Consider the following 24,798-nt stretch of genomic DNA (forward strand, 5'->3'; position numbering starts at 1 on the left):
TTATTTTTTATTTTTCTTAGCTTTCTTTTTCTTCTTTTTAGCTGCTACCTTTTTAGAAGTATTTTTTGATGCTGACTTTTTGTCTTTGGATTGGTTATCTTTTTGATTTTTCTTTTTAGCCAATAATAAAGGAACGTCCTCATCTTTAGATTCAATACTAGTTGTTGTTTCAACATCTTCCTCTTTATCTTTGCGTCGTTTTGCGAATAAGAGTGGTGAATGTTCGTTATCTTTCAACACTTTTTCATCTGTGTTTTCATTTGTAACTTCCACATCTTCTTCATCTTCTTTACGACGACGTTTTGGTAAGAAGAACGGCGTATGTTTAACTTTATCGAGTGACTCGCCATTATTTAGCGAATCTTTTTCTTCAACAGTAACATCTTCTTCATCTTCTTTTCTGCGACGTTTCGCAAATAAAAGTGGTAAATGTTTTGTATCGTCTAAAGTCTCTTTTATTGAATCTTTATTATTATCTCTTATTTCTAATTCTTCCTCTTCATCTTCTTTACGACGACGTTTGGCAATGAAGAACCAGAAACTAGCTAGTAAACCAGAGATACCCACCACACCAATAGCGTTTTTAATAACATTACCGAAATTATTACTAAAGTGACGCATATGAAGTGGATCAATGTCATCATCTTCATCAAGTTTCTTTTTATGTCCAATAGTCGAACTGTTAAATGGATGATTTGCAGTTCCATAACCAATTGTTAAATGGCTATTAGATTCATTTCCAGTACTTGACGATTGTTTAGCACGATCAGATGTTACAATTTGTACTGCTGAAATTCGAGCAATACCATTGTTCAATGCAGCCTCAACTTGCTGTAATGTATGCGCATTATTAATATCTCTAATTGTTTCAAGCACAATTTCGTTAATTTGATTCATTGCTGCTTGTTTTTCATCAGCTGTGCCAATTTCACTATTTCGAATACTATTTATTTTTTCATTTGAAAAGTCTTTAATTCTACTAATAGCTTCTTGCTTGCGTTTAGCTAGTTCTTTTGCTGTTGGATTAGCTGCTTTCATTTGAGCTTTAAATTGTTCCAATTGCTCACTTATTTCATCGATGCTTTGCGCACGTTGAATCGCTTGAATTGCTTGTTCTTTTAATTGATTTAACTTAGCAATAGCTTCTTGCTTCTCTTTATCTGTTAGATCAGTACGAGCTTTGATTTCATCAATCATATGTTGAATTGCATCTTCAATCGATTTAATTGCATTTGATTTTGCTTGTTCAATCGTAAATTGTTCTGGATTAAATTGTTCAATATGCGCTTGTTCTTGTTGTTGAATTTCTTCAACTGAATGAACATCAGGTGCATTGTTAACATGATCAATTGCTTGTTGTTTAAGCTTATTAACTTCTGCAATTGCAGCTTCTTTTTGTTCCAGTGTTAATGTCACACTATTATTGATTTCATTAATCTTTTGTTGTGCCGCATTTTCGATTGATTCAATTGCCTGTTGTTTGACTACTGACAATTCTTTTTCTACAACTTTTACAGGAACATTAACAATCACTTTTGATCCATCAAGCAATGTAACTTCAACTTTTGCTGTTAAGCTATCAGAAATCGTTGCAGTTGATGGTGTATCGATGACTTCTGCTGAAAGCTGATCAATTAAGTTTATGTGTGCAAGAATATCTTGTTCTGTAATGATGTCATCACGATGTACAATGAGTTCACCATTAACTAGGATTTGCTCAGGTGTTGCTTCAAAAATTTCATTTACAGCAGGTTGTTCATCAACCTCCCATACATGTGTATTTCTAATGTCATCTAAACCTAAGTTTAATCCTCGATTTAATTGATCTATAGTTTGAGCATTCTCAACGTTTTGTAGTGCTCGTTTTTCAGCTTCGTCAATTTCTTTGAGCGCTTTTGCTTTTTGCTCAGGTGTTAAATCTGGATTTGAATTGATTTGATCACGCTTCGCATTAGCTAAGGCTTTTATTGCATTTTTCGCATCTTCTTTAGCTTTCACTAAATCTTTGATGTCTTGCAATGCTTGTGCAAGTTGTGCTTTTGCCTGCTCAATTTCTTCTTTAGTCAGCGCATTGTTAATGTCGTTATGACCTTGTTGAAGTATTTGATTAATTCGATCTTTAAGTGCTTGTTTTTCCTTATCTGTTAGATTTGGATTTTGATCGATTTCGTCAATTAAAGCTTGTACACGTTTATCAATATCATTTTTCGCATCTTCTTTAGCTTTCACTAAATCTTTGATGTCTTGCAATGCTTGCGCTAAACGTTCTTTTGCTTGTTCAATTGCTTCTTTTGTCATCGCATTGTTAATGTCGTTATGACCTTGTTGAAGTATTTGATTAATACGATCTTTAAGTGCTTGTTTTTCCTTATCTGTTAGATTTGGATTTTGATCGATTTCGTCAATTAAAGCTTGAACTTGTTTATCAACATCTTGTTTCGCATCTTCTTTAGCTTTCACTAAATCTTTGATGTCTTGTAATGCTTGCGCAAGTTGTGCTTTGGCTTGTTCAATTTCTTCTTTAGTCATCGCATTGTTAATGCCGTTATGACCTTGTTGAAGTATTTGATTAATACGATCTTTAAGTGCTTGTTTTTCCTTATCTGTTAGATTTGGATTTCGATCAATTTCGTCAATTAATGCTTGAACTTGCTTATCAACGTCTTTATTGGCATCAATTTTTGCTTTTGGTATTTCATTGGCATGCACTTGTTCAATCGCGTGGTTGCCTGCTGTTTGAACTTGAGATACAGCCTGATTACTTGTTGCTTTATTAATGTTGTTGATGATGCTGTTTGCCAATTCTTCTGCTTTATTTTTCGCAATAAGCTTGTCTTGATCCGTCGCATTTGAAGCTTCGATTTCTTTTAGCTTATTAGCTAAAGCTTGATTAATAGATTGAATTGCCTTGTCTTTAGCATCTTGTAGTCGTTGATCACCATTAAGATTATGGATTGCATCATTGACTGCTTGGATTGCGCCATTGATATCATTCACATTTGTGTTATCACTATTTAGCAATGTATTTGCTAGACGTTTGGCATCATCGAAGTTTGTTTTAGCATTATCGTCAGCGTTTTGGTAATTGACAGTTTGCTCTGCATTTGGAATTTCATTGTCAACTAAATGTTTCAATGTTTCCATTGCATCATTTAAGTCAATTTGATTATTAACAATATCTGTTACATCTGATACAGTATCGGCATTGTTAATTGCTTTATGTGCAAGATCTTGTTGCTGTTGATTTAATCCATTTAACGAATTAACAAACGCATTTGCTTTATCTTTGGCATTTGCAAGGTTTTGGTCTCCATTTAATGCATTTTGAGCATCGATAATATTTTGTTTCAATTGCTCTGCTTCAGCTTTTGCAATTGCATTACCTTGCACTTTATCTAACTCATGTGCTGCATTCGCAATTGCATTATCATAATTTGCTTTCAAATTGTCATCTGCATTGATGTAATTTGTGCTGCTGATAACACCAAGGTGCTGTTCGTCAATATATTGTTGTACTGAACCCATTGCATTATCTAATTTAGTTGCTCTATTAATTGCTCGAGATGCTTTATTTAGCGTTTCAGCATTATTAATTTGTTGGATTGCTAATTGTCTTTGAGCATTGTTTAGATGTGTTAATTGATCCAATCTTTGTAATGCTTCAGCTTTACGATTATTAAGTCTTTCTTCACCATTTAATGCTTTCTTAGCTGCAGTGACTGCATCATTTAATTTGATAACTTGTTTTGCAGTTAAGTTTTGACCAGTCGATTTATCAAGTGCTTGTTTCGCTTTATCAACCGTTTCATCATATACTTGTTTGACTTGTGTATCTGCATTGACATAGTTCGTGCTACCTTTCGTGCGTCCTTCATTGTCAGTGATTTCTTGTGACAATTGATCCATTGCACGATTAAGTGCCTTAGCCTCATCTACAATTTGTTGGATTTGATTTAAATCGTTTGATTGATCGATGCGACCTTTAAATCCATCTTGTTGAGCATTGTTTAATGCATTCAATTGGTCGATGTCATGTTTACCATTTGTTTTAGCAAGTGCTACACGTTCATCACCATTTAATGCTTGTTTTGCATTTAAAATATTTTGAAGTGCTTGATCCACTTGTTGCTTATTCGCATTTTGTTTCAATACATTTTCAGCATCAGCAATAGCTTGTTTATAAGCATTTTGTTTATCTGAATCTGCTTGTGTGTAATCTACAGTTTGCTCAACGTTAGCATGTTCATTAACTGCTTGTTGTAATTGATCCATAGATTGATTCAATTGCGTTGCTTGATCTACTAATTCAGCAATTGGTTGAAGTTTCGTCGCTTGATCAATGTTTTGTTTAGCAGTTGCAATTTGATCAGCATTTAAATGTGTTAATTGGTCAATAGTTTGTTTCGCTTGTGTTTTAGCTTCAGCGACTCTCTCATTACCATTTAACTCATTTTCTTTTTCTTGAAGCTTAGTTAATACTTGGTCTACAGCGTCTTTATTCGCATTTGAACCATTAGTTGGATCTGTAATGCTTTCTGCAGCTTGTAACGCTTGATCTACTGCTTCTTTTTTATCAGTTGACGCTTCAGTGTAATTTGGTTGAGCCTTATCTGTATTCACTTGATCAACTTTATTTTTCAATGTTTCCATCGCGTGATCAAGTTCAGTAGCAGTTTGAACATGTTGTGCAACCTCTGTTCTTGTAGGCGCTGCATTTATAGCATCAGTTAATGCTTGTTGTTGTGCATGATTTAAGTTTGGCAATGCATTTACAGTTGTTACTGCTTGTTGTTGATCACGAGCAAGTTTTTGATCACCATGTAGATTATCTTTTGCAGTTGTTACTGCTTGTGTCAATTGTTCTACTTGTGATTTGTCGAGTGTTGGATTACCTGTTTGGTTAATTAAATCTTTTGCATTTTGAACTGCTGCTTGGTAAGCATCTTTTTGCGGTTTATCTTCATTGATAAACTTGCTACCAGATTCTGTTTGTTGTTGATCTTGAATACTATTACGTAATGCTTGCATTGCTTGATCAAGCGCTTTTGCTTCAGCTAATTTTTGTGCTACTTCGCCACGAGTTGCTGCGTTGTTTATTTGGCTTTCAAGTGCTTGACGTTGCGGATTATTCAAACCATTTAATTGATTTAAATCAGTAACCGCATGTTGTTTATCGTCTGCAAGTTTTTGATCACCGTGTAGGTTATCTTTAGCTTGGTTAACAGCTTGTGTCAATTGTTCAACTTGTGCTTTATCAAGCGTTGGATTGTTAGTTTGATTAATTAAATCTTTTGCATTTTGAACTGCTGCTTGGTAAGCATCTTTTTGTGGTTTATCTTCATTGATAAACTTGCTACCCGCTTCCGTTTGCTGTTGATCTTGAATGCTATTACGTAAAGCTTCCATTGCTTGGTTAAGTGCTTGTGCTTCAGTTAATTTTTGTGCTACTTCGCCACGAGTTGCTGCATTATTAATTTGATTTTCAAGTGCTTGACGTTGTGGTGTATTCAAGTTAGACAAGTTATTTAACGTTTCTGTTGCACGTTGCTTATCTTGAGCTAGTTTTTGATCACCATGTAAATTGTTTTTAGCATCTGTCACTGCCTGTGTCGCTTGATCAATGATTGATTTAGCTAATGTAGGATCAGTTGTTTTGTTAATCAAATCTTTCGCGTGTTGTACTGCTTGCGTATAAGCATCTTTTTGCGCTTGATCCTCGTTAATAAATTTACTACTTGCTTCAGTTTGTGGTTGATCCTTAATACTTTCTTTTAATGCTTTCATCGCTTCATTTAATGCTTGCGCTTGTGCAATGATTTCAGCCACTTTATCACGAGTTGTTGCATTATTAATTTGATTTTCTAGCGCTTGTTGTTGAGCTGGTGTTAATTGATCTAAATGATTTAGAGAATTTCCAGCAGTTTGCTTATCTTGAGCTAATCGTTCAACACCATCTAATGCATTTTTAGATGATATTACTGCTTGAGTCGCACTTGATACATTACCTTTATTGATAGTTGGATTATTTAATCCTGCAATGATAGACTCAGCATTTTGAACTGCTTCATCATAGGATTGTTTTTTATTCGGTTCTGCATTGACATATGCACTGCTCGCACGTGTTGCATCTTTGTCAGCAATACTTTGTTGTAATGCATCCATAAGTTGATCTAATGCTTGTGCTTCAGTCAAATCTTGCTTAACTGCTGTTCTAGTTGTTTCACTATCAATTAACGTATCTTCCATATGTTTTTGTGCATTGTTTAGATGTGCTAATTGACTAACCGTTTGCTTAGCATGATCTTTATCATTTTGTAACTTCACATCACCATGTAATGCTGCTTTCGTTGTATTCACAGTTGTCGCTGCTTGATTAATCGCATTATTATCTAATGTTGCAGTTTGTTCATTGATAATATTATTTGCGGCTTGAACAGCTTGATCATAGTTTTGTTGCTCTGGTTGATCTTCGTTGATATATTTGCTATTTGCTTTAGTTGCTGCGTTATCTTGAATGCTCTGTCTTAAACCATGCATTGCTTGGTTAAGCGTATTCGCATTTTGTTCAATTTGATGAACTGCAGTTACTAAAGTTGCAGCTGTAACTTGGTCTTTTAATGCTGTTTTTTGAGGATCATTTAAGCTTGTTAAAGCATCAATTGCTTGCGTCGCATTTGTTTTAGCAACTTGTAAATTATGGTCTCCATTTAACGCTTGAAGTGTTGTTTGAACTTTAGTAATAGCTTGTTCTACTTCTGTTTGGTTCGCATTTTGACCAGTTTGTTTGTTAATCATTGCTGCTGCTTCATTTACCGCTGTATTATAAGCAGTTTGTTTATCAGTATCAGCATTGATGAAGTTACCACGTTGTTCAACGGCTTGATGATCTGCAATCGCATTAATTAAGTTACCCATCGCAGTATTTAAAGATTCTGCTGTTTGTTTGTGACCATTAACTGCAGCAATATCAGATGATTGCGTAATTTGTGATTGTAACTGTTGCTTTTGCGCATTATTCAAATGATCTAATTGATCAAGTCTGTTGTTTGCTTGTTGTTTAGCTGCTGCAAGGTTTTCATCACCATCTAATGCAACTTTCGTATTATTCACTTGTGTCGTTGCACCATTAACATCATCTGGATTCATCGTAGGCGATGTAGTTTGATTAATTATATTATTAGCAGCTGTTACAGCTTGGTTATAGTCATTTTGTCTTTGCGCAGTTGCATCATGATAATCTTCAGACGCTAATGTCGTTTGATTATCCGCAACACTATTTCTTAATAATTCCATCGCATGATCTAACGTTTGTGCTTTTTGATTAATCGTAGTGACATCTGTAACAAGTGGCGCTTGTGTAATTTGACTTTCAAATGATTGTTTTTGTGCATCATTTAAGTGTGTTAAGTTCGCCAATTGTTGTTTTGCTTGTTGTTTTGCATTTGCCAAATTGTCATTACCATTTAATGCTTGTTTCGCTGCGTTCACTTCATTAGTGATGCTTTCAACTTGTGCTTGTACTTCATTAGTACCACTTTGTTTATTCAATAATGCTTCAGCTTTTGCTACTGCCTGTTTATACGCATTTTGTTTGTCAGGATCTGCATTTAAGTAATTACCGTCCGCTAATGTTTGAGCTTTATCATTAATAGCTTGTGATAATTGATCCATTGCTTGATCTAGGCTCGTTGCTGTTTGTTTAACTTGGTTCACTGTAGCAATTTCAGGCGATTGATCGATTTGACCTTTTAATGCTTGTTTTTGAGCATCGTTTAAATGCGTCATCCCACTTACGGCATCTTTAGCATTTTGCTTTTCAGTTGCCAATTTAGCTTCACCGTTTAAGCCATTTTTAGCATCAGTCACTTGAGTTAATGCACGTGTTATTTCATCTGGGTTAAGCGTTGGATTTGTCGTTTGATTGATAATACCTTCCGCTTGAGACACTGCATTTGTATATGCTGTTTGCTTATCGGCATCAGCATCATGATAGTTCTCACTTGCTTTGACAGTATCTTTGTTTGCAATACCTTGTTTCAAGTTACTCATTGCTGTATTCACATTTTGTGCATTTTGTTTAGTTTGTTCAACTGTAGCTAACGCTTGTGCTTGATTGATTTGGTTACGTAATGCATCACGTTGTGGTTGATTTAAATCGCGTAACGTATCAAGATTTGCTAAAGCTTCTTGTTTCGCTTGTGCTAATTTTTCATCACCGTTTAATGCATCTTTCGCTTGATTCATAGTTGTCACTGCTTGTGTTACTGTATCAGGCGTCAATACAGGTGTTGGTATGCCATTTGCGATTTGTTGCGCTTGGTTAGCCGCATTGTTATATGCTTGTTGTTTGTCTTGATCCGCTTGTGTAAAGTCAACTGACTGTGGTACTTGACTGTTCGCTTGAATTTGTTGTTTCAATGTACCCATTGCATTATTTAACGCATCAGCATTTTGCTTAATAGCATTAACACCTGTAACAAGTTCTGCATGCGACACTTGGTCTTTTAATGCTGTTTTTTGTGGTTGATTTAAGTTTGGTAACTGATCAATGGCTGTATTTGCATTGTCTTTAGCAACTTGTAAGTTATGGTTACCGTTTAAATCACCCTTAGCTTGATTCACTTGTTGTAACGCTTGAGCCACTTGTTGTGGATCCACGTTTGCATTTGGTGTACCACTAATTATTTGTTCAGCATGTGCTACCGCATTGTTGTAAGCATTTTGCTTATCAGTATCAGCATTGACAAAGTTACCATTTGCTTTAGTTTGGTCTTTATCTGCAATACCTTGTTTCAATTGTGTCATTGCTTGATTTAAATCTTGTGCTGTTTGCTTAATCGTGTTTACATTTGCAACAGTTTGCGCAGCATCGACTTGTTGTTTTAATGCATCTTTTTGCGCTTGATTTAAATCATTTGCATTTGTAATCACTTGTTTCGCTGCATCTTTTGCACGTTGTACATTGTCATTACCATTCAATGCTTGTTTCGCTTCGTTCACACGTTGCATCGCTTGTTCCACTTCAGTTTGACTTGCATTGCTGCCATTTGCTTTAGATAAAATACCTTCTGCATGTGAAACCGCATTAGTATAAGCATCTTTCTTAGCTTGATCTGCATCAGTAAAGTTAATGCTATTTAATGTCTCAGTTTTATCTTGTAATGCATTGTTTAAGTTAGTCATAGCATTATTCAGATTTTGAGCATTTTGCTTAACATTATTAACTGTTGCAATATCTGGTGCTTGTTCAACTTGAGTTGTTAGCGCTTGTTTTTGAGCATCATTTAAATGATCTAGTGTACCAAGTGTTGTCTTAGCATCTTGTTTGGCATCAGCTAATTTTTGATTACCGTTAAGTGCTTGATTTGTGTCATTCACTTTAGTTAATGCTTGTTGAATTGTATTTGGATCCATTGTTGGATTTGTTGTTTGTTTTAACAATTCTTCTGCTTTTGTTACTGCATTATCATATGCTGTTTGCTTGTCAGTATCAGCATCGTGATAGTTCTCGCTACCTTTAATTTGTGCTTTATTCGCAATACCTTGTTTCAATTGTGTCATCGCGTCATTAAGCGTTGTCGCCGCTTGTTGAATAGCATTGACGTTTGGTACAAGTGTTGCTTGCGTGATTTGTTTGCTGTATTCATCACGTTGCGCTTGGTTTAAGTTTGGCAATTGATCAATAGCATGTTGAACATTTTGTTTCGCCGTTGCTAAGTTTGTATTACCATTTAAATCATTTTTAGCTTGCGTAACTTTATTTAACGCTGCAGTAATTTCGCTAGGTGTAACGACAACATCAGGCGTAGCACTAATTAATGCTTCAGCTTTCGCTACTGCTTGATTATATGCATTTTGCTTATCAGGATCTGCATTGACAAAGTTACCATCAGCTTTTGTTTGTTCTTTATCTGCAATGCCTTGTTTTAATTGTGTCATAGCATTGTTTAACTCTTGTGCTGTTTGTTTAACATTGTTTACACCAGCTACAGTAGTTGCATTTTGAACTTGTTGTTTTAATGCGTCTTTTTGTGCTTGGTTAAGGTCATTAGAGCTATTAATTAATGCTGTTGCTTCGTCTTTTGCATGTTGAACGTTGGCATTACCATTTAATGCTTGTTTTGCAGCATTAACTTGTTTGATTGCTTGTTCAACTTCAGCTTGTGTTGCATTGCCGCCATTAGCTTTTGAAATGATATTTTCAGCATTTGTAACAGCAGTGTTATATGCTTGTTGTTTTGCTTGATCTGCATCAGTGAAGTTAACTGTCGCTTTCGTAGCATCTTTGTCAGCTATCGCTTGTTTCAAGTTACCCATCGCTGTATTTAAGTTTTGCGCATTTTGCTTAATTTGATTTGCTTCATCAACAGTATGCGCGCCATTAATTTGATCAGTAACTGTTTGTTTTTGCGCATTATTTAAGTTATCTAATGAACCTAATGATTGTGACGCTTGTTGTTTCGCTGCCTCTAGGTTTTCATTACCATTTAATGCATTTTTAGTTGTGCTTACTTGTCCAGCAGCTTGATTGATAACAGTCGGATCTAAAGTTGGACTTGTAGTTTGATCAATAATACCTTGTGCAGTTGTGACAGCATTATTGTACGCATCCTTTTTATTCTGACTTGCATCAGTATAATTTTGGTTTTGTTTTGTTGTCGCATTATCTGCAATACTTTGACGTAATTTGTCCATTGCTGCATCAACATTGTTTGCTTTTTGCTCATTACCTTGTGCTTCTGCAACAGTAGTCGATTGTTGTACCAATTGTTTTAATGCCTCTTTTTGTGCATTTGTTAAATGGCTTAAACCGTCAATTGCTGTATTTGCGTGTTGTTTAGCTTTTTCAAGGTTTTGAGTACCATTAAGCGCTGCTTTTGTAGCATTCACTTGATTCATAGCTGCTTCAACTTGATCTTTAGGCACGTTCGTACCTGTAGATTTATTTAAAATATTTTCAGCATTATGAACCGCTTCATTGTATGCATTTTTCTTCTCTGGATCTGCATCTGCAAAGTTTTGACTGCCAAGTGTAGTGTCTTTATCATTCAAGCTATTTTTCAAGTTACCCATCGCTGTATTCAGTTCCTGAGCGGTTTGAATGGCTTGCGTTACTTCAGCTACAGTGTGCGCTTGATTGATGTTTCCAGTAACAGCACCTTTTTGTGCATTGTTTAAGTTATCTAACGTAGATAATGTTTGGTTTGCATTGTTTTTAGCATCTGTTACTTTTCTATCACCATTCAACGCTTGTTTCGTAGTTGTTACAGTTGAAAGTGCTGCTTCAACTTGTGATTGGTTCGCATTTGTACCATTTGCTTGATTAATAATATTTTCAGCAGCAGTTACCGCATTGTTGTATGCTGTTTGTTTTTCTGGATCTGCATCTGTAAAGTTAACACTTTGTTTCACTTGATCTTTGTCTTGGATTCCGTTGATTAAACGTTCCATTGCTTGATCTAATTGTTCAGCTTTAGTTTTCACTTGATTTACTGTGCTAATATTTGGTGCATTTGTCACTTGCGTATTTAAATCTTGCTTTTGAGCATTATTTAAATGACTTAATTGGTTGATGTTAGCAGTCGTTTCTTGCTTTTTATTCGCTAAGTTTTGTGCACCATTAAGCGCAGTTTTGTTAGTGCTCACTTGATTAGCTGCTTGTGTTACTGCAGATGGATCAAGTGTCGGCTGACTCGTTGCATTAATGATATTTTCAGCATTTGTAACTGCTGTATTGTATGCATTTTGTTTATCTCTATCTGCATCAACATATGGTTGACTCGCTTTTACATCATCTTTATTCGCAATACTATTTCGAAGTTGATTCATTGCATTATCAAGATTTGTCGCGTTGTCTTTCACACTTTGAACGCCAGTTACTTGTGTCGCGCTATCAATTTGACCAGTAATACTTTGTTTTTGTGCATCAGATAAATGTGTCATTTGACGTAATGCATCTTTAGCTTGTTGCTTCGCAGTTGCTAAGTTTGTATCACCGTTTAAACCTGTTTCAGCATTATTAACACGTTGTGTTGCTGCTGTAACATCTGCTGCATTTGTAATCACATTAGGCGAACCATTTACAATGTTTTTCGCAGCATTATATGCATCAGTATAAGCACCTTGCTTATCAGGACTCGCGTTAGTGTAATTACCACTAGCTACAATTGTGTCATGATCAGCAATTGCTTGTTTTAATTGATCCATCGCATTATTAAGTGATGTAGCACTATTTTTCAGATCAGTTACACCTGATACACGTTGCGCAGCGTTCACTTGTTGTTTTAATGCTGTTTTTTGTGGTGTATTCAAATGTGTCAAGTTATCGATAGCTTGTATAGCTTCAGTTTTAGCGCGTTGTAAGTTCGCGTCACCGTTCAAAGCATTTTCAGTAGACGTTACACTTTGAATTGCTTGTTCAACAGCTTGCTTATCTTTATTCGCACCGTGATCTTTATTTAAGTAAGATTCAGCTTGTGTGATAGCATTATCAAATGCTGTTTTCTTAGTTGGATCTGCGTCGATGTAATTTTCGCTCGCTTTAGTTTGATCTTTATTTGCTATAGCTGATTGTAATCGTTGCATTGCACCATCTAAGTCTTGTGCTTTCGTTTTAACACCATTTACACCGTTGACTGTTGTTGCGCCTTCGATTTGTGATGTTAAATCTTGTTTTTGTGCATTATTTAAGTGTGTTAATGTACCTAAGTTTGCTTTCGCATCTGATTTTGCTTGTCTTACATTTGCGTCACCGTTTAAAGCATTCTTAGCAGTCGTTACTTGATTTAATGCAGCTTCAACTTGTGCTTTCGTCATATTTTGACCGTGTGCTTTATCTAAAATACCTTGAGCATTCGTAACAGCATTTGTGTAAGCATCTTTCTTACCTTGGTCAGCATCTGTAAAGTTCACTTGTTGTTTAACAGTGTTTTGGTCATTTATACCATTTTGAAGTTGACCCATTGCTGTATTTAATTCATTAGCAGTATTTTGTGCAGCAGTTACGCCTGCTACTGTCGTTGCATTGTCAATTTGACTAGTTGCTGCAGTTGATTGCGCATTATTCAAGTTACTATATGAAGCTAATGCACGTTTCGCTGACTCTTTTGCTTGAGCAACTTTATTATCACCATTCAAGTCATTTTTAGCTTGATTCAATTGGTTTAGTGCTGCTTGAACTTGTGTTTCATTCGCGTTGCTGCCATTAGCATTAGTAATTGCTTCTGCTTGTGTAACCGCAGTATCATACGCTTGTTGTTTTGGTTGATCCGCATCTGTGTAATTGACACTACGTTTCGTATTATCCTTTTCAGCAAGTGCATGTTTCAAATTACCCATCGCTGTGTTTAACGATGTTGCTTTATTTTTAGCCGCTGTGACAGCTGCAAGATTTGGTGCTTGATCCACTTCAGCATTTGCCGCAGTTCGTTGTGCATTGTTCAAGTCTGTCAAACGACCGATATCTGATTTCGCAGTTTGTTTTGCTGCTGCTAATTTTTCATCACCGTTCAATGCAGACTTCGCACTGTTCACTTGGCTCGCTTTTTGGTTAATTGTATCAGGATTCATTTCAGGGTTATTCGTTGCACTAATAATACCTTCAGCATTAGTTACCGCATCATTGTATGCATTTTGTAAATCTGCATTCGCGTCTTGATAATCTTCGCTTGATTTAGTCGCATCTTTAGAAGCAATACTTTGTCTTAATTGATTCATTGCTTGATCTAAAGTACCGGCATTAGCTTGAATACCTTGAACACCTGCAACAGTCGTACCACTTTCGATTTGCGATGTTAAGTTTGCTTTTTGAGCATCAGTTAAGTGTGACATTGTCGCTACTTGTTGTTTAGCTGTGTTCTTCGCTTCATTTAATCGCTCGTCACCATTTAATGCTGTTTTAGCAGTATTCACACGTTGTAATGCTTGTTCAACAGCTGCTTTATTGTCATTTGAACCAGCTGTTTTATCTAATAACGTTTTAGCTGCTGTTACAGCGTCATTGTATGCAGTTTGTTTTTCTCTATCTGCATCAGTATATTTCTGAGCTGCTTTTGTAGCTGCTTCATCATTAATACCATTTTGTAAGTTGCTCATTGCTGTATTTAATTCAGATGCCGTTGTAGACACTTGATTTACACCTGCAACTGTTGTCGCACCTTCAATTTGTGATTTCAATGCTTCTTTTTGTGCATTATTAATTGATGTTAGGTTATTCAATGCATTTTTCGCAGTTGTCTTAGCGTTCGCAACATTTTGATTACCGTTCAATTCGTTTTTAGCACGTTGTACATTTTCTAACGCAGTTTCGACACCGTCTTTTGAAGTATTTGGACCTTGTGCTTTATTTAAAATTTGTTCAGCTTGCGTCACTGCATTTGTATATGCATTACGTTTCGCTTCGTCGGCATCAGTGAAGTTAACACCTTGCTTAATCGTATTCTGATCTTGAATACCATTTTTCAAGTTCGTCATAGCTGTATTTAATGCATCCGCATTATTTTGTGCTTGTGTTACTTCATTAACATGCGTTGCACCTTCGATTTGACGTTTCACTGCATCTTTTTGAGCGTCAGTTAAGTCACTTAAGCCGTTCAAATGTTGCTTCGCATTTGTTTGCGCAGTTCTTAAGTTTTCTTGACCGTTTAACGCTTGTTGTTTAGCTGTCACTTGGTCTTTCGCTTGATTAATTTCTTGCGCATTCATTGATGGACTAGTTGTTTGACCAATGATTGCTTTTGCTGCAGTGACTGCACTGTTGTAGTCAGTTTGTTTGTTTTGACTTGCATCTGTGTAGTTTTGACCTGCTTTAATCGTTGCTTCATTCGCAATGCTATCTCGTAGACCTTTCATTGCAGTGTTTAATGTTTGTGCATTATCACGAACAGTTTGAACATTTGGCAACGTCGTCGCTTGACCCACTTGTTCTTTAAGTTTTGCTTTTTGCGGACCATTTAAAGAAGTTAAACCATCAATTGCAGTGTTAGCATTTTGTTTCGCTACTTCTAAATTATGATTACCGTTTAACTGCGTCTTAGCATTCGTTACTTGCGTTGCTGCATTTGTAACATCTGCTGGTGTTAACGTTGGTGTTGGTGTACCACTAACGATATTTTCGGCAGCTGTAACTTTTTCATCATATGCTTGACGTTTATTCGCATCAGCATTGACATAGTTACCACTAGCTTTTGTCTCAGCTTTATCAGCAATGGCACGCTTTAAAGCTGTCATCGCAGTATTTAATTCAGTCGCAGTATGTTCAACACCATTTGCTGCAGATACACGTCCTGCACTTGTTACTTGTGCTTTTAATGCTTCTTTTTGTTTTGTATTTAAGTCCGAAGCATTTGTAATCGCTGTGTTAGCAGCCTGTTTCGCACGATCTAAGTTTTGAATACCGTTTAATGCAGTATTTGCTTGTGTAACAGCTTGCATTGCTCTTTCAACATCTGCTTTAGGTGTATTACCGCCAGCTGTTTTATTTAAAATAGTTGCTGCTGCATTTACTGCTTGAGAATAAGCAGTTCGTTTAGCATCATCAGCATCTTGATAATTTTGACTTTGTAACGTCGTGTCTTTATCACGAATTGATGTTTCTAATTGACCCATAGCACCATCTAATTGTTGCGCTTTGGCTTTAACTGTATTAACACCTTCAACATTTGTTGCTTGTGTAATTTCATTGTCTAACGCTGTACGTTGTGCATTATTAATGTGTGTTAATGTACCTAACGTTTGTTTCGCAGCTGCTTTAGCTTCATTTAATTTCGCATCACCGTTCAACGCCGTCTTCGTACTGTTCACATTTTGCAATGCTTGTTCAACTGCTGCTTTGTCTACATTTTGACCACTAGCTTTTGTTAAAATTGCTTTCGCTGCATTTACTGCTTGATCATAAGCTGATTTCTTACTTGGCTCTGCATCTAGGTATTTCTGAGTTTGTTTTGTTTGTGTCTCATCATTGATACCATTTTGTAAACTATGCATTGCGTTATTTAATTCTGTTGCTTTTGCAGTTTCTTGATTTACACCAGCTACTGTTGTTGCACCATCAATGCTACGCGTTAACGCATCTTTTTGTGCATTGTTAATTGATGTTAAGTTATTCAAGTTGTTTTTCGCAGTTGTCTTAGCTTGAGCTAAGTTTCGCGCACCATTTAATGCCTGTTCTTTAGTTGTCACTTGTGAAGTTACTTGCGTAATAGTATTTGGTTCCATCGTTGGGTTCGATGTTTGATTAATGATTGCTTTTGCTGCAGTAACTGCACTGTCGTACTCGTTACGATTATTTGGACTTGCGTCAGTGTAGTTTTGACCTGCTTTAATTGTTGCTTCATTCGCAATACTATCTCTTAAGCCTTTCATCGCTGTATTCAACGTTTGAGAACTATTTTTAACAGTTTGAACACCATCTAATGTAGTTGCACTTTGAACTTGTTCTTTTAATTTTGCTTTTTGTGCATTATTCAATTGTGCTAAGCCGTCAATTGTATTGTTGGCATGCTCTTTCGCTACACGTAAGTTGTTATCACCATTTAATGCTGTTTTAGCCGCATTGACTTGTGATGCCGCACTATTTACGTCATTGACTGTTAATGTCGCATTCGGTGTACCACTAATGATATTTTCAGCGTTAGTCACTTTTGAATCATACGCTTGACGTTTTTCTTGATCAGCATTGACATAATTACCGCTTGCTTTTGTTCTTTCTTTATCAGCAATAGCTGCTTTAAGTGCTGTCATCGCACTGTTCAATTCAGTTGCAGTGTGTTGAACGTTATTTGCATCAGATACACGTTGTGCATTGTTAACTTGTGTTTTTAATACATCTTTTTGTTTTTGGTTTAAGTCATGTGCGTTGTTAATTGTGTTCGTCGCATTTGTTTTAGCTTGAGCTAAGTTTTGTGCACCATTTAACGCTGCTTTTGTTGTATTGACTTGATTTGCCATGCCATTAATCGCATTAGCATCCATATTTGGATTGTTCGTTGCATTAATAACACCATTTGCATTATTTACAGCAGTATTGTAATTATTTTTGTTGCTGTCAGATGCATCAAGATAATTTTGACTTGTTTTCGTCGTATTATCATTTTGGATACTTGTACGTAATGCACCCATGGCAGTATTTAACGTATTACCTTTATCTTTAACACCATTTACACCTGCTACATTTTGCGCTTGTTCAACTTGATGCTTCAAGTTGTCTTTTTGTAATTGTGTTAAGTTAGGTAAACCATCAATCGTATTTGTTGCTGAAGTTTTCGCATTTCTTAAGTTGTCAGCACCATTTAAAGCCGCTTTCGCTCTTGTAACTGCATTTAATGCATTATCAACGTCTGCTTTAGATGTGTTACCACCAGTTTGTTTATTTAAAATGCCTTCAGCCGCTGTGACAGCTTGCGTATATGCATTTCGTTTTGATTCATCCGCATCAAGATAATTTTGATTTCTTAATGTCGCATCTTTATCATTGATTGAACCTTGTAAGCTATTCATTGCGCCGTCTAATGTATTGGCATTTGTTTTTACAGTATTAACGCCATCAACAGTCGTCGCTTGATTGATTTGGCCTTCTAAGTCAGTACGTTGTGCATTCGTAATATGGTTTAAAGTGCCTAAGTTTTGTTTAGCTGCCGCTTTCGCTTCTGCCAGTTTTGCATCACCATTCAATGCATCTTTCGTACTTGTTACTTGTTGTAATGCACGGTCAACTGCTGCTTTATCTGAATTTGAACCTGTTTGTTTATTTAAAATTGCTTTCGCAGCAGCTACAGCTTGATCATAAGCAGTTTTCTTACTTTGTTCAGCGTCACGATATTTTTGAGTTTGTTTTGTTGCATTTTCATCATCAATACCATGTTGTAATTGACCCATAGCTGTATTAAGTTCATTTGCAGTTTGTTGGATACTTGTTACATTTGCAACACGTTGCGCACTTGTAACTTGTGCTTTTAACGCATCTTTTTGCGCTTTATTTAAGTTAGTAGCACCATCGATGGCATTTGTTGCTGTTTGTTTCGCTTGCGTTAAATTATGTGTACCATCTAATGCATTTTTCGTTGATGTCACTTGTGTAGCGATTTGGTTAATTGCATTAGCATCCATATTTGGATTGCTTGTTGCATTAATGACACCATTAGCACTATCAACAGCATTGTTATAGTTTGTTTTGTTACGTTCTGTAGCATCAAGATAGTTTTGGCCATTTTTCGTAGCTGTGTTATCTTGTATGCTATTTCTTAACGTACCCATAGCACCATTTAATGTGTTGGCACTTGATTTAACAGTATCTACACCTGCAACATTTTGTGCTTGTTGCACTTGTTGTTTCAATTTATCTTTTTGAGCAGTTGTTAAATGTTGAAGTCCGTTTATAGTAGTGTTTGCATTTGATTTAGCTTGCTCTAAATTATGGTTACCATTTAGGGCACCTTTCGCATTAGCAACTTGTGACAACGCGTTTTCAACGGCAGTTTTGTCTAAATTTGATCCACTATTTTTATTTAAAATATTTTCTGCGTTCGTAACGGCTTGAGTATAAGCAGTTTTCTTATCTGAATCAGCATCATGATAGTTTTCACTTGCTAGTGTATTTGTTTTATCATTAATACCATTTTGCAAGTTAGCCATCGCTGTATTCAATTGTGTACTCGTATTAGATACAGCTTCAACACCAGCTACAGTTGTTGCTTGATCAATTTTAGTTGTTAAGTCACGTTTTTGTGCATTATTAATTGACGTTAAGTTATTTAATGCATTTTTAGCTGCATTCTTCGCATTTGTAACGTTTTGATCACCATTCAATGCATTTTTAGCACTTGAAACATTTTGAATAGCCGCTTCAACATCTTGTTTAGACGTATTTGCACCTTGCGTTTTATTCAGAATTGCTTCAGCTCTGCTTACCGCATTTGTATACGCATCACGTTTAGCTTTATCTGCATCAGTAAATTTAACACTTTGTTTAACTGTGTTTTGATCATGGATAGCTTGTTCCAAGTTACCCATTTGCGTATTCAACTCAGTTGCTGCATTTTTAGTAGCAGTTACCTCACTCACATGACCTGCACGATCAATTTGTGATGAGATGGCAGATTTTTGGTTATTTGTTAAGTGTGATAATGTATTTAAGTTTTGCTTAGCAGTGTTTTGTGCATTTCTTAAGTTTTCAGCACCGTTTAAACCATTTTTAGCATTATTCACTTGTGTTGTAGCTTGGGTAATCGCACTAGTATCCATAGTCGGATTGTTAGTTTGATTAATGATACCTTTCGCATTTGACACAGCGCTATTATATGTTGATTGGTTATTCGGACTTGCGTCTGTATAGTTTTGACTTGTTTTGACTGTTGTTTCGTTAGCAATACTATCTCTTAAGCCTTTCATTGCATTGTTCAATGCTTGTCCATTTGTTTGAACAGTTTGTACGTCTTCTAATCTATTGGCTTGTCCCACTTGTTCTTTTAATTTAGCTTTTTGAGGTGTATTTAATTGTGTTAATGCATCAATAGCAGTATTGGCGTTTTGTTTTGCTTCACGTAATCTTTCGTCACCATTTAATTCTTGTTTCGCGCTGTTTACTTGATTAGCTGCAGCTGTTACTTCTGAAGGTGTCGTAACAACCGTTGGCGTACCGCTAATAATATGTTCAGCATTGGTAACTTTAGTTGTGTAAGCATTTTGTTTAGTGCTATCGGCATTAACATATTTACTGCTTGCTAACGTATTCGTCTTATCTGCGATGGCATGTTTTAATGTGCCCATTGCCGTGTTCAGTTCAGTCGCATTGTGCTGTACATCTTGTGCATTAGATACGCGTTGAGCACCATTAGCTTGTGCTTTTAATGCATCTTTTTGTTTTTGATTTAAATCAGATGCGCCATTGATTGCTGTAATCGCTGCTTGTTTCGCATTGTTTAAGTTTTGCGTACCATTTAATGCATGTTTCGCATTATTAACATTATTAAGTGCTTGTTCGACTGCTGTTTTCGCTGTATTCGGTCCAGTTTGTTTATTTAAAATGGTTTCGGCTGCTGATACAGCTTGATTGTATGCATTACGTTTTTGCTCATCAGCATCCAAGAAGTTTTGGCTCGCTAATGTTCCTGACTTATCGTTGATAGCCGTTTGTAAGTTACCCATAGCACCATCTAAACTATTCGCATTTTGTTTAACAGATTCAACACCAGCTAAGTTTGTAGCTTGTGAAATTTGATTTGTTAAATCATTACGTTGAGCTGTAGTGATATGCGTTAAAGTACCTAAATGTTGTTTCGCTGCGTTTTGAGCTGCAATTAATTTTGCATCACCATTCAATGCATCTTTCGCATTATTAACACGTTGTAATGCTGCTTCAACTGCATTTTGCGCAGTGTTTGGACCTGTCGATTTATTTAAAATCGCTTTCGCTGCAGTAATAGCATTATCATACTCTTGTTGTTTATTTGTATCAGCATCACGATATTTCTCAGATGATTTCACTTGAGATTCGTTGTTAATACCATTCTGTAAGCTAGCCATAGCTTGGTCTAGATGTTGCGCATTTTGTTTTACAGTATCAACACCACTCACTCTTGTCGCACTAGTAATTTGACTAATCAAATTGTTCTTTTGAGCATCTGTAATACTTGTCAATGTGTTTAAGTACGTTTTCGCATTTTGTTTTGCAGCAGCTAAGTTTTCATCACCGTTAAGTGCCGTTTTAGAACTATTCACTTGCTCTGCTTTTTGTGTAATCGTACTTGGATTCATTTCTGGATTACTATTAGCATTAATAATCGTTTCAGCAGCAGCTACTGCGTTGTTATATGCTGTTTGCTTATCATTATTAGCATCTACGTAATCTTCACTTGCTTTAGTCGCATCTTTGTTGGCAATACTTTGTCTTAACGTATTCATGGCTTGATCTAATGTATTGGCATTTGATTGAACCGTTTGAACACCAGCGACAGTAGTACCACTATTAATTTGGTTTGTTAAATTCGTTTTTTGTGCAGTTGTTAAATGCGTCATATTATTTAACTGCTGTTTTGCTGTTTGCTTCGCTTGATCTAATAAACGCGTACCATCTAAGTTATTTTTAGCAGAATTCACTTGATTCATCGCTTCAGTAACTTGATCTTTCGTTTTATTTTGACCATTTGATTTATTTAAAATATCTTTCGCAGCTTGTACCGCATTTGTGTATGCTGTTTTCTTACTAGGTGTCGCATCTTGATAGTTTTGACTATTAAGCGTCGTTTGTTCATCATTGATTGCACCTTGCAAGTTACCCATCGCTGTATTTAAATCTGTACCTTGTTGTTTAACAGTATTTACGCCAGCAATATTTGATGCAGCATTAATTTTAGATTTAACATCTGCTTTTTGTGCATTATTTAAATGTGGTAATGCATCAATTGCTCTTGCAGCATCTGTTTTAGATTGTGCTAATTTTTCATAACCATTTAATGCATTTTTATTAGAAGTAACAGCTGAAGTTGCACGATTAACATCATCAACAGACATCGTTGGATTTGTTGTTTGATTAATGATTGTTTCGGCACTTGAAACTGCACTGTTATATGCATTTTGTTTAGCTGTATCTGCATCCGCATAATCTTCTGTACGTTTCACTTGATCTTTATCTGCAACAGCTTGTCTTAAGTTACCCATTGCACTATTCAAGTTTGTTGCATTTTGCTTAATTGTATTAACTGCATCAATTTGATGCGCACCATTAATTTGCGATTGTAAGTTTTGACGTTGTGCATTATTTAAATTGTTTAAATGACCTAATGCAGTATTCGCTTCTTGTTTCGCAGCATTTAACTTAGCTTCACCATTCAATGCATGTTCTTTACTTGTGACATTTGATAAAGCATTGTTAACATCACTTGGTGTTATAACTGGATGTTGTGCATTACCATTAATAATGTCATTCGCATGGTTGTATGCATTGTTGTAATCATTTTTCTTATTAGTATCTGCGTTGACATAATTATCACTTTGTACGACTTGGTTATGATTAGCAACGCCACGTTTTAAACCTGTCATAGCAGTATTTAAGCTTTGAGTCGTTTGTTTAATATCATTTACTGCTTGCACGTTTTGTGCACTATTCACTTGTTGTGTTAATGCATTCTTTTGTGCTTGGTTTAAATCACTTGCATGCGTAATCGCATTTGTTGCTTCTGTTTTCGCACGTTGTAAGTTTTGTTGACCATCTAAAGCATCTTTCGTCGATTTAACAGATGCTGCTTTTTGGTTCACTGTGTTAACATCCATCGTTGGATTAGTCGTTTCTCCAATGACACCTTTAGCCGCATTAACTGCATTATCATACGCTTGTTTATTAGCTGGTGTTGCGTCAGTGTAATTTTGATCTGATTTAATTGTATTATTATCCGCAACACTGTCTTTTAATTTCGTCATCGCAGTATTTAAAGCCGTAATGTTAGACTTAATTGTTTCAAGCGCAGCATGATTTTGAGCAGCATTAATTTGTTGCGTGAAATTATTTTGTTGTGCTTGGTTTAAGTTAGATGCACCATGTAATGTTGTTAACGCTGGCTGTCTATCTAATGTTAAACCTTGACGTGCTGTATTTAATTGATCCTTAGCTTGGTTTGCCTCTGTCACTTTATCATTGATATTTTGGACAGTTGGGTTGCCATTCAACACTTGATTAATTTCAGTTAACTTTTGACGCGCTGCTTGTAATTTTTGGTTGTACGCATTTAACGAAGCGGTCGTCATACCTGTTGTATCCGTTGGTTGATTAATGCTTTGTTCTAATTGCGTTTTCGCAGTTTGAAGCGGCGCTTTATCTGGTGTTAAAGCTTGACGTGCATGATCTAAATCAGATTTAGCTTGATTTGCTGTAGACGTATTTGTATTAATTTGTTCTACAGTCGGTGAACCTGCTAATACTTGATTGATTTGTTGAATCTTATTACGTGCAGCTGTTAACTTCGCATTGTATGCATTTATAGAGTCTTGTGTCATACCAGTTGTACTTGTTTGCGTGTCAATACTATGTTGTAGTTGATTTTTCGCATTTTCTAAAGGCGCTTTATCGACTGTTAAGCCATTACGTGCTTGATCAAGTGCTGATTTAGCGGCATTCGCTGCTGTCACGTTTTGACGTATTGTCGCAACATCTGGATGTGAGGCTAATACACGATCAATTTCTTGAATTTTAGTTCTAGCTGCTGAAAGTTTTTCATTAAATGCTGCAATAGATGCGCTTGTCATACCAGTCGTACTCGTTGGCTGATCAATATCATTTTGCAACTGAGTTTTTGCAGTTTGTAATGGTGCCAAGTCTGGAGTTAATCCAGCAATTGCTTGTTTTAAGCTATTATATTTTTCTTCTACTTTTGTTTTTTCTGCGGCAATTTGTTGGTCAGTCGCATCACCATTGTTAATAACATTTTGTGCATTTGTTGATTCTGTTTGACCCGCACGTTTAGCATTTTCATATGCTTGGATTGATGATTGTGTCATACCATCAGTAGTTACTGATTTATTGATTTCTTCATCAAGTTTCGTCTTAGCAGTTTTTAAAGCACTATTATCAGCTAAAGGTACTAATTGATTAATTGCTTGCGTTAATCGCTCATTGACACGATTTACATTTGTTAACGCAGATTGCACTTCTTGTACTGTTCTTATTGGCTTTTGAATAATAGCATTAGCGCTATTTTTAGCACTTGTTAAGTCACTTTGAAGTGCACGAATCGAATTATTGTAAGCAGTAATACTTGCCGGCTTCTTACCAGTCGTTGTACCTGTGCGATTCAATTGTTGCACTGCTTGCTCTAAGGCATGTGTATCTGCAGTTAAATCATGTTTCGCTTGGTTTAATGCTGTTAATGCGTTATCGACACGATGTTTTTCATCTGAAATTTGTTGTGCAGTTGCATCGCCATTGTCAATAACACGTTGAGCTGCAGTTATTTCAGTTTCTGCTTCACGCTTCTTCGCATTATAGTTATCAATACTTTGTTGCGTCATACCAGCAGTTGATGGTACTTGGTTCACAGAACTTTGTAAGTTATTTTTAGACGTTACTAATTGGCTATTATCTTCTTTATTTTGAAGTAATGCTTTAGCTTGATCAATCTTAGTTTGTGCTGCACGAACTTTAGTTAGTGCGTCAGAAACTTGTTGTGGTGTTGCACGCTCATTATTAATCACTTGTTGTGCTTCTGTTTTCGCAGTATTGATTTGTTGTTGCGCATTATGCATTGCATTATTGTACTGCGTAATTGTACCTGGCTTTTTACCTTCAGTGCTTACTGGATCATCTAAATGATTTTTAGCTGTGATTAACTCACGTTTATCCGCTTTTGTGAAAATGGACTCTTGTACTTCTTCAGTACTACCATCATTGTAAGTTACTGTCACAGGAATCGTCGTTGTGCTACCACCAGCTAAATTAGTAGGCATTGCTGTGCCATTTTTAATCGTTGCAGTACGTTTATTAGCAACTTGAACTGCATTGTTAATTTCAGCTGCTGTTACATTTGAACCATAATCTTTCACAATTTCAGTTGTGTTGACAGTATGAGCTGCCGGTGCAGTTAATGTACTTGGATTACTACTTACTGAGTGACCTGTACCTGCTTTCGGAGTAATTGTGATTGATGAATTTGGTTTTATAGTATTGGCATTGAACGTCACTTTACCAGTTTGTGCATCTAACGTTACATAGTCAGGCTTATTCGCAATTGTCCATTGATTATTTTGACCACGAACAACATTAATTGTCTTACTATGTTCTGCACCATTACCCACTTTTTCAGTGTAAGCAAT

The 24,798-nt window shown here is 36.0% G+C and carries 1 protein-coding gene (cut by a window edge); it reads right to left on the minus strand.

Going from position 1 to position 24,798, the window contains the following annotated elements; genetic code table 11:
- Window positions 1–24,798, minus strand: partial view of a hyperosmolarity resistance protein Ebh gene (gene ebh / locus AA076_RS07270; RefSeq protein WP_001836242.1) — the 3' portion only. Its footprint extends 7,077 nt past the window's final position; the window shows 24,798 of its 31,875 coding nt (coding positions 7,078–31,875); the start codon falls outside the window, past its right edge — the gene reads right to left on this strand; it ends in the stop codon at window positions 1–3.

The sequence above is a fragment of the Staphylococcus aureus genome (assembly GCF_001027105.1).
Classification (GTDB): Bacteria; Bacillota; Bacilli; order Staphylococcales; family Staphylococcaceae; genus Staphylococcus; species Staphylococcus aureus.